This window comes from Methylomonas montana (assembly GCF_030490285.1).
Lineage (GTDB): Bacteria > Pseudomonadota > Gammaproteobacteria > Methylococcales > Methylomonadaceae > Methylomonas > Methylomonas montana.
The window spans coordinates 1841215-1850811 of the sequence record NZ_CP129884.1; the positions used below are offsets into that span (position 1 = coordinate 1841215).

Genomic DNA, 9597 nt, shown 5'->3' on the forward strand with positions numbered 1-9597 from the left:
GGGTTGGATTTTTTTTGAAAATCCAGCCTAAAACCGACACGCCGGCACCGAATGTATGTTCCTGTCAATCAAGCGACACCCTGCAACCGCCAGGGTTACAGGATGTCGTGAAACGAACCATCAAACTCAAAACCAAAAGTCCACGCCAGCCAGGTCTTTCAAGGCCTGCGCGTCGAACGGGACTTCGGCGTGTTTACCGTCGTCGTCCCGGCAGGTCACACGGACTCGCGTGGCAGACGGTTTTCGGTAAACTTCCAGCGCCGAGGCCTGTACATCCGGTTGCAAGGCTTGGAGTGCTGCCTTGTAATCGATGGCGCCTTGGCTTTGAAAACGGCTGATACGCAACCCCGAGTGTTCGGCAGCCACGTATTCGCCCATCAGCAACACCAAAGTGTTTTCAATGGCCGCCTGACTATCCTCCAAGGTTGCTAGCTCCGCTTTCAAATCCGCGATTTTCACGGCACGATTGCGATAACTCGCCGCCAGTTGCTGCCATTGCTGCTCCGCATGACCTTTGGGCAAGTACAAATCGCGTTCGGGATCCTTGATCGGTTCCTTTTTCGATTTGACCGCCGACCAGAAATCCATCGCGGACTCGATCAGATCCGTGAGAAAGTGCTCATCGCGTTGAATTTCAAACTCGATGTCCTGGCCTTGATGGAAGAAAAACAAAAACCCGCGTTGCGCTTCGGACACCAGCAATTGTTGCTGGACTTGGCACCAATACAGTTGATAGGCCTGGGATGCTTCCCGATTCAACTCCACATCCAAAAACGTGGTCTCGTGCGGGCATTTGATTTCCACGGGCTCATTCGCGTCGGACAAGCCGTCGAACGAGGCGCGCATCAAGGGATACTGTTCCGACTCGCCGCACAGCGGCAACAACATCAGATCGTGTTTGTCCTCGAAGCGTTGCAAAGCCTCGGGCTCTTGCTGGATACCGGCGCGGATCAACGGGTTGTTGTCCAGACTGACTTCCAGCACCAGGCCGATTTTCTCCGCCCACAACCTCCACGGGGTCTTGTACGGCGAGCGGTTCATGACAATGGCCGCTTCGCTGGCACTGACGCCTTGTGAACGCCATTGCCGCCAGGCGTCGCTACGTTGGGAGACGTTGACGACTTTCATCGCGAGAATCCGGTCAGTTGTACCTGACAACCGAAGCGCACCGTCTCGATGCCGAGCTTGTGCAACTGGGTTTGGCAACGCCGGGCCCAATGGCCATCGCCGAATAGCAACAGCAGTTCGTCTTGCGCCGGCAGACAGACTCCGCCAAAACTCTCGGCCAGTGTCGTCAATTCCGGTTGGCTCAAGGGTTGCGGATTGGGTTCGTTGCTCTGGGGTCGCCACAGGCGTTCCAGAAAACCTCGGCCGTGACGGCGTAACACCGTGGGTGAATCGTAACGTTGCCAGTCGGTATGACAGGGCACGCGGTTTAAAGATTGATCGTTTGTGTTCATGACCTCTCCTGATAAATGAAGAGCGCCATGTCCTACCCCGTGGGCGAATAATGACGCCCTCGTGGGTGGTTAAAGAATTTAGGATTGCAGCGTTTCTACGCCGCGTGTCCCAGGGTTTGACGGGCCTGATTCATGGCCATGTCTTTCGCGGACATGGGTGGCATGCCAGTGTTTTCGGTTTGTTCCAGGGCTTGTGTTGCCTTGGGTTCAACTTGCGATACCTTGTCCAACTCGGCCAACGCAAAGGTCAGGTCGATGCCTTTGAACTTCTGGTGGGCATAGTCGTAGGCTGCTTTCCAGGCACCTGCCGCCTTGGTACGACGTACCAATTCCGCTACGGCCTTTTGCACCTTGGGATGGATTTGCGACAAGTTGATCACCTGAGACGTGTGCTCGGATGATTCGGGAAACCGATCGTCTGCATCGCCTTCCCACACAGTCGCTTCGCCATCAATTACAGTAGCGTCGGTGAGGTCGTCGAGCGTTTTGCCATCCATTTCCTCGGCCGCATAACCGCATTCCTCCGGAAAGGCTGCCCTGAGTGACGCTGCTTTACCGCATTTGGCCAATTGCCCCTTGGGGCGTTTGATCCACATCGCGGTCGGCACTTGCGAGTTTTTACCGCCGGCCGTGCTGTAAGCTTCCAGCCAATACACTTCCTCGGTAAAGGCGCAGCGTTTCCCTCCGACGATCCGGTATACAGTAACCGCCACCCATTCGGGAAAGGTCACGGTGACACTGGATTCCTGCCATTGCTCGTTGTCGTCCTTATAGCGACCGGTAAAGGTCTTGGTGACATCAGGACCCCAGACGGGCCTATCCATGCCGGCCCAAACACCGGTTCGGGATGCGGTGGTCTGAATTTCCATGATGGACGGCCAGACGGTTTCGACATTGCGGCCTAAAGCGGCACTCCACATCGGCACGATATGCACCGGCTTTTTGAAGATATCGAGCTTGCGGGCCTTGCAATAATCCAGCGCCATCAGGATGGCTTCCGGTGTTTTGGCTGTCGGGAAGGTCACTTCCGTCAGTACTTTCCAGGACTGTTCCGATAGGCCATAGCTTTGTTGCGCAGTGACCGGCATCGGCAGGTCGCGGGTTTTGGGTGAGTTGTTGCGGTTGTTTTGGCTCATGGTGGGTCTCCTTCAATAAAAAAAGGGAACGCCATTGCCCGCCGGGGAATGGAATTCCCCTTGGGGTTGAAATACCGAAGCCTGAAAAGGATCGGCGGTGTAAACGTTATATCCACGAACGCCAATAATCGGCGCGCCGCGGATTAATGCATAGGCATATCGCTGTAGTCGTCCTCCCAATCGGCATCTTCGGGCGCCGCTGGGGATGATGACGAGCCGCTTGCGGATGCCGATGCATTGGGACGATCCAGCATCTGCAATTCAAAGGCGGCGATTTCGGTACGGTAGCGCTTATCGCCCGCTTGACCCCATTGCTGGGTACGCAAACGGCCTTCGATGTAGATCTGACTGCCTTTGTGCAAATACTGTTCGGCGGTATCAGCGAGTTTTTTGAAAAACACCACCCGATGCCACTCGGTCCGCTCCTGTTTACCGTTTTTGGGATCGTTCCAGATTTCGCTGGTTGCCAAACGGATGGCGACGACTTTGCCGCCGTTATTGGGCATAAAGCGAACATCCGGATCGGCGCCGAGCCGGCCCAGCAAGATGACTTTGTTCACGCCGCGATTGGCCATGATGACATTCCTCCTGTCGGCCGCGCCCGACTCAACGATAAAATACCCAGCGGCGCGGCGATGGGCATGCCGGCGCCTCGAATCCCTGGGGGAATCGATACGCCCGGCAGGGTTAAACAATTAATACTCACATCAGGCTTGACGCACCTGACACGCCGATGGAAAACCACCGTCGCCGCTTAAAAACGGAACGCCGACCAAAGTCGGATCAAGGCGGCCATGAAAGACCAGCCGAGAAAGTCTGGGGTGAAGCGGAAGGCTGATGGCCAACCATTTCAGTTGGCGGGTATTGAAGCAGAATTATTTTGAAGAGATTTTGCAGCTGACGCCGAATTCGCCATCAGCTGCGGACAGGTTAAAAAAAATCTGGCTTACGATCACTGCCCATTCGTCCATATCAGGAAACAGTCATGTCCGAAACAGCTCCACAGCCTAAATCAGTCCCGCGACGCGCTATCAGTCGGCCGATATTTGAGCGTACATTTAGCATCAACAGCGAACAAGCCATTCGCGTGATTCGTAACAGCTATCATCGATTGATGGTGTCCCTGTACGCCATCGACGTGATTCTGCGCATCATTGGAAGAGAGGAAACGGTCGATGAAATTGAAGGCATTGTTAGCCAGATGATTGCCGAATGCGCGGAGCAACTGCAGCAGGAAAAACTACGCTTGGAAAAACTCAAGGCCGACAACGGCATCACCGAAACGCCCACGTACACGCACCCCAGGGAATTTGTGGCGAAAATCGCCTCGCCGCAGATTGCGCAATTCGTCGAGTTGATTCGTTTGCTGGATCAGTTGATGATCGTGATGGACACCTTGTGGCTATGCCAGGTCATCTCCAACAAGCATTGCATTGAGGCCCGTTATCAGTGGCAGCAGCGATTGCAACGACTGGCAAATAAAATTGTGACGATGGAAAAACATGCGCATCAGGCGGCGTATGAGCAGGGGCATGGTGAAGAACTCAGGATTGCAAGGGAAACTGAGGGGCTAACCGATGAACCAGAGGCAATTTCAGCAAATGCAGCTGAATTTTGACACACCATTGCGCTGGCAGCTCTTAGCGATTCAAAATGAATCTTATTAAAATCAATAATTAAAAGCTTTCGGAGCTAATCAGATCTCCAATAAAGGACATTGAAAAAGGATGAGCTGATTTATAATGGTACATCTAAAAAATCTAGGATTTCATAAATGATTCCGCTGAGACCTGATTGCTACTCCTTCGGTCGCCACGAAACTTTTCCATTACGCTTTGGTTGGCTCACTAAGGGTTATCAAGCTTGGTTGTCTACGCCTGGCGTGTTTGAAGACGATGATGCTACAGTTAAGCTCGGTGTAGGGAAAAACATGGTTTCTGCGATTAAATATTGGCTTATCGCTACGCAGATGATTAACTGTGATCGCCAATCTATCGTGTCATCGGAACTAGGAGAACGTATCTTCTCCCCTAATGGATGGGATCCTTACCTTGAAGATGATGCAACAATTTGGCTTTTGCATTGGCTGATTTCTTCAAATCCTGCTGAAGCCACCACTCCATTCTGGTTTTTTAATCGTTTCCATAAGCCAGAGTTCACTATGAAGGAGCTCATAGATGCTCAGAAATATTTTGTCTCGGAACATCTTTCGGCTAAGGTTTCTGAAGCCACTCTCAAACATGACGTGACCTTGCTAGTTCGTATGTATCAACCCACGTTGAATTCAAAATCTGTTCCTTCAGAAGAAGGTTTAGATTCCCCTGTGGCTATGCTCGGATTAATGGAGATGGCTACAGGTTCGAAATATCATGAGTCCAAACCCGAATTCCGCTCAGTACCAGTGGCAATTTTTGCTTTTTCTGTTGCCCAAGTGCTTGTGGAATCAGGTGCACCCAATTTACCGATCGAGCGTCTCATGCATAGTGATGGCGTTCTTGCCGCACCTGGCTCTGTGTTTAGGCTCACGGAGGAATGTCTCATCACTAAACTTGAGGAGATGATTGCTTGGTATCCTGGTGTTTTCAACCTAAGAGAATCAGCGGGAATTCATCAGCTATATCTTCTCAAGGAACTCGAACCGATTAGTTTGTTACGTCGACACTATGTTGGAGCACACTAGTAGATCATTATGTCAATCGCCCAATTTATAAACGTCAATACAAGCTATACCCGTTCAATTAATATAGAGCGCGACAGCGAATATCAAAATAGTGTTCGTCCTTATATCTTAACGAGCAGAGCTATACAGGTGCTCGATCGCTTTACAGATACATTAAAGCCAATTGAGATTCCACGAGCATGGGCTCTAGTGGGCCCTTACGGCTCAGGTAAATCGGCTTTTGGCTTATTCCTATCGCAACTCTTAGGCAATAAAGAAGATGAGACAACTCAGCACGCTATTGCCGGCTTGCAGCAAGTCGCCCCCGAGTTAGCTGAGCAGTTCAAAAAAAATTGCGCAGCACCAAAAGGCTACTGTATTGCTAGTATTGCCGGCACTCCGGAATCGCTTGGGCGCCGTTTATTACAAGCATTAAATAAGGCTGTTTTGCGATACTTTGGTGACCATCGCGATGATCTAAATCCGCAATTGCTTTCCCTGTTAAAGGAAGTTACGAATGAGATCAATCCAAAAACGAGCGATATCCTTGCTCTCATCTCTGAATTACAGAGTGCAATCACCAAAGTAGGTGGCGCTGGTCTCCTAATTGTTGTAGACGAACTTGGCAAATTTTTAGAATATGAGGCTCGTCATCGGAGCAACTCGGAAATTTTTCTATTGCAGGCCTTAGCCGAACACGCTGTTCGCCCTGATGAAGCACCTCTCCAACTAGTCGTACTGTTACATCAATCCTTTGAACAATATGCCCAGACCCTCGGCGACCATCTTCGCAATGAGTGGAAGAAGGTTCAGGGGAGGTTTGAAAGCATCCCCTTTGTCGAGACTGCCGAACAGGTCATTCGAGTCATCAGGGCTGCACTCGTGCAGAATCTTGACCCACGCATAAAGACTAAATTAGATGCTGAAGCATTCCAATTTGCTGCAGCTTTGGATCAACAACGAGCATTGCCTCCAGGCTTATTAGTGGATGATGCTGCTGCGTTGTTTACGGCTTGCTACCCGTTACATCCTATTTCCCTGTTGGTATTGCCAGCACTTTGTCAGCGTGTAGCACAGAATGAGCGGACTCTTTTTAGTTATTTGGGAAGCCAGGAACCGCACGGTTTTATGGAAAGTTTGAGCCGACTCAGTGTCAAGAATGATCGGTTAGATTGGATATGCCCATGGGAAATATACGATTATTTCATTCTGAATCAACCCGGTTTAGTCACTGATCCACATACTCACCGTCGCTGGGCAGAAGTTGTAACAGCCGTTGAACGGCTTGGCGATGCACTTTCAAGTGAAATTTCCTTGCTTAAGATGATAGGGCTTATGAATATCGTTGGTATTCAAGGTGGGCTCAAGGCTTCATTTGAAGTGCTATCACTATGTGATGAGAATGCCAAAACCACAAGGTCCACTCTCGATGCTCTGGGTGAGCGCTCGCTAATTACCTTCCGTAAATTTAGTGGAGAATATCGTGTGTGGCAGGGAAGCGATTTCGACTTAGAAACCGCACTCTCTGAGCAAATTTCTCAGATTGGTCAGGTCGATATTGCTGAGTTATTGAACCTAGCTAAGCCGCTAGCTCCAATCGTAGCCCGTCGTCATGCTATTGCTACTGGCACTCTTCGCTATTACCAGCCAGACTTTGTTAGCGCCCCTAGCATTAGCCGAATACGGCCCATGAATAAGCCAACATTATTTATTTGCCTTGCGAATACGACAGATGAAGTAATTCTGTTTAGGCAAAAGCTTATTGAACTAGGTAACGGACATACTATGGGGGTTATTGTCGGGAACCCTGAATCCCTGCGCGAGGCGGTATTAACCATATTCGCTCTATCTCGGATACAGCGCGAAAATGCCTTACTTGCCAATGATCCAGTGGCTCAACGTGAACTCAAAGATCGACTGGCGGCTGCACAAAAAAACGAAACTGTCATTATTGCTTCGATCCTGGAGGCTCCTAACCAATCTGAGTGGATAGCTCAAGGGCGTATACCTTTGATCGATAATAAACGCCAGTTACAACAAAAATTTTCCGCAATATTGGATGATGTTTATTATGCTGCCCCTTTATTACATAACGAGCTAATAAATCGCGATAAGCCATCCCCCAGCGCAATGGCTGGGCGCAATAAGCTGATCGCCGCAATGTTTGAGCATGGCCATGAGGAAGATCTTGGGATTGAGAAATATCCTGCTGAAAAATCTATGTATCGTGCTTTGCTCAAGGCGACAGGATTGCATTACAAAAATGGTGATGGTTGGCAATTTGGTTTATCCCCCACTTTAAAGGATAAGTATCGAATTCGACCCGTTTGGAAGGCTATCGAGAAAGAATTTGACGATTCCGAAACCAATCCGATTCCTGTGGCTGACTTGTTTGCTCGTCTAGTTCAGCCGCCATACGGCTTAAAAGCTGGCGTAATCCCGATTCTATTTTTGACAATTTTTCTAGCTAATAGAGATGAATTGGCGTTATTTGAAGAAGGGAATTTTATCCCATTTCTGACTGTTGAGATATACGAGCGGCTTCTGAAAAACCCTAAGTCTTTTAGTCTTCAACGTTTTCAAATAGATTCTCTACGAGAAGCTTTATTCAGACGTTATGCCGAAATTGTTTCGGGAGAAATACCAAACGAAGCTACACTACTCACGGCAGTCAAACCGCTGGCTCAAATGATGGTGAATCTGCCAGATTACACGAAACGGACCCAACATCTGTCCCCTGAAGCGATTTCAGTACGAAACCTATTTTTCGAATCGAAATCGCCTGCACAACTTGTCCTAGTCGATCTGCCAAAAGCATGTGGATTCAGTTCTCTCACTAGCATTAAGCCTGAAGTAGAGCAATTGCATATGTTCTCCCAAAAATTTCAGAGCGTAATTGGAGAGTTGAGAGGTGCGTATCATAGCTTGCTTTGGAATGTTATGAACATGATCAAGAAGGCGTTTGGCATCGAAAATGATGTCCTGATTCAGGATCTTCGCGACATGTTGCGTGGTCGATGTATGCAATTAGAGAATTACACAATCGATATCCATGGATTGCGAGCATTCATAGGACGCATTGTAGATCCTTACGGGGAGGAAACCCCTTGGCTAATTAGTATTGCGAGTTTCCTTGCTCGTAAACCGCCTGAGAAATGGACTGATGATGATATTAAGGCTGTGGAATATCGTATAACTGAATACGCAAAACGTATTCGTGATTTGGAGCGGTTGCGTTTCGTCCATCAAGACCGAATTTCTGATTTCGGTGATGATATCGAAGTAATGTTACTTAAGGGAGTACAACAGCAAACTGGCGAAACAGAGCTGTTTGTCGTACTAGATTCAGCCAAAAAACGAGCTGTGGCAGGTACTGTCAGTAAAATTTCTGAGCTTCTCTCTAGTTTAGATGATGTTAGCTTGAGACATGCAGCTCTTGCGCTTAGTTTTACCGCAGCTACGTCTTCGATCCCCGAAGCTGATCGGAATAATGAATATGTTGCAGTGGAAGGTAAATCATGAGTACTAGCATCGTAAGTAACAAACCAATTCGCCACGTTCTCGGCATCTCCGGTGGTAAGGATAGTGCTGCCTTGGCAATTTATATGCGCGATAAGGTGCCAGAGATGGAGTATTTCTTTACTGACACTGGTGCTGAGTTGCCCGAGGTGTACGATTATCTTGATAAGCTCGAAGCCTACTTGGCTAAGCCAATAACTCGGTTAATGACGAATGGCGATTTTGATCACCTTCTAAGTAAGTACAACAATTTTCTTCCGTCACCGAACACAAGATGGTGTACTCGCGAGATGAAAATTCGTCCGTTCGAGGAGTGGGTAGGGATTGATCAAGTAATTACATATGTTGCGATACGGGCTGATGAAGATCGCGATGGGTACCGCAGCACAAAAGCAAATATCCAACCTAAATTCCCCTTTAAGGTTGACGGGATTGTGCGGTCAGATATTGAGCGTATCTTGATCAATGCGGGAGTTGGCTATCCAAAATATTACGAGTGGCGGAGTCGATCCGGATGCTATTTTTGTTTCTTTCAACGCAAGAATGAGTGGATTTCACTCGCTGAGAGACATCCCGATCTCTTCGAGCGCGCTAAGAAATACGAGAAGTTAAATACTTTGACCGGTGAACAATATACATGGACACAGGGAGAAACGTTAGAACAGTTGGTTGCAAGAGCGAGTGATATCAAAGCTCAGGCTAACTCAAGGAAAACCGTAACAAAACGTATGCCCTGGCAAGAACAGTTAGCCAATCTCGCTGACGAGGAAGATAACGAGTCTTGCCTCATTTGCACTCTTTAAAAATACCAAGCCAATATTAT

General features: G+C 48.7%; 8 protein-coding genes. 4 read left to right on the top strand and 4 right to left on the bottom strand.

Features of this window, described 5'->3' with window-relative positions:
* Positions 1-126: 126 nt before the first annotated feature.
* The 4 genes from QZJ86_RS08595 to ssb form a co-directional block, all read right to left on the bottom strand.
* Entirely contained in the window at positions 127-1128 is a 1002-nt protein-coding gene (locus QZJ86_RS08595; protein ID WP_301938170.1) for a YqaJ viral recombinase family nuclease, read from the bottom strand.
* The gene (locus QZJ86_RS08600) at positions 1125-1460 is read right to left on the bottom strand and encodes a hypothetical protein (protein WP_064007135.1); all 336 of its coding nucleotides are present in this window, start codon (positions 1458-1460) and stop codon (positions 1125-1127) included. The genes QZJ86_RS08595 and QZJ86_RS08600 overlap by 4 nt, the downstream gene beginning before the upstream one ends.
* Positions 1461-1555: 95 nt before the next feature.
* Positions 1556-2596, bottom strand: coding sequence for a phage recombination protein Bet (bet, locus tag QZJ86_RS08605; protein WP_301938173.1), 1041 nt, complete (start codon positions 2594-2596; stop codon positions 1556-1558).
* 143 nt (positions 2597-2739) lie between these two features.
* A complete protein-coding gene (ssb, locus tag QZJ86_RS08610; protein WP_152428902.1) occupies positions 2740-3171 on the bottom strand; it encodes a single-stranded DNA-binding protein in 432 nt (143 codons plus the stop codon).
* Positions 3172-3581: 410 nt separating this feature from the next.
* Here ssb and QZJ86_RS08615 point away from each other — a divergent pair, with 410 nt between their 5' ends.
* The 4 genes from QZJ86_RS08615 to QZJ86_RS08630 all read left to right on the top strand — a co-directional run bounded on the left by QZJ86_RS08615 (position 3582) and on the right by QZJ86_RS08630 (position 9577).
* Complete coding sequence (locus QZJ86_RS08615) at positions 3582-4214, top strand: hypothetical protein (protein WP_064029425.1); 633 nt, start codon at positions 3582-3584, stop codon at positions 4212-4214.
* A gap of 156 nt (positions 4215-4370) precedes the next feature.
* Positions 4371-5276 (top strand): DUF4007 family protein, encoded by a 906-nt coding sequence (locus QZJ86_RS08620; protein ID WP_301938177.1) that lies wholly within the window; start codon positions 4371-4373, stop codon positions 5274-5276.
* Positions 5277-5285: 9 nt separating this feature from the next.
* Positions 5286-8777: a hypothetical protein gene (locus tag QZJ86_RS08625; RefSeq protein ID WP_301938179.1), complete on the top strand. Its 3492-nt coding sequence runs from the start codon at positions 5286-5288 to the stop codon at positions 8775-8777.
* On the top strand, positions 8774-9577 hold the full coding sequence (locus QZJ86_RS08630; protein ID WP_301938181.1) for a phosphoadenosine phosphosulfate reductase family protein: 804 nt from the start codon (positions 8774-8776) through the stop codon (positions 9575-9577). Before QZJ86_RS08625 ends, QZJ86_RS08630 begins: the two co-directional genes overlap by 4 nt.
* Positions 9578-9597: the final 20 nt, after the last annotated feature.

What these genes read in the sequence shown, in the direction of transcription:
- bet (WP_301938173.1), bottom strand. Translation starts at nt 2,596, where the DNA reads ATGAGCCAAAACAACCGCAACAACTCACCCAAAACCCGCGACCTGCCG.
- ssb (WP_152428902.1), bottom strand. Translation starts at nt 3,171, where the DNA reads ATGGCCAATCGCGGCGTGAACAAAGTCATCTTGCTGGGCCGGCTCGGC.
- QZJ86_RS08630 (WP_301938181.1), top strand. Translation starts at nt 8,774, where the DNA reads ATGAGTACTAGCATCGTAAGTAACAAACCAATTCGCCACGTTCTCGGC.
- QZJ86_RS08625 (WP_301938179.1), top strand. Translation starts at nt 5,286, where the DNA reads ATGTCAATCGCCCAATTTATAAACGTCAATACAAGCTATACCCGTTCA.
- QZJ86_RS08620 (WP_301938177.1), top strand. Translation starts at nt 4,371, where the DNA reads ATGATTCCGCTGAGACCTGATTGCTACTCCTTCGGTCGCCACGAAACT.
- QZJ86_RS08600 (WP_064007135.1), bottom strand. Translation starts at nt 1,460, where the DNA reads ATGAACACAAACGATCAATCTTTAAACCGCGTGCCCTGTCATACCGAC.
- QZJ86_RS08595 (WP_301938170.1), bottom strand. Translation starts at nt 1,128, where the DNA reads ATGAAAGTCGTCAACGTCTCCCAACGTAGCGACGCCTGGCGGCAATGG.
- QZJ86_RS08615 (WP_064029425.1), top strand. Translation starts at nt 3,582, where the DNA reads ATGTCCGAAACAGCTCCACAGCCTAAATCAGTCCCGCGACGCGCTATC.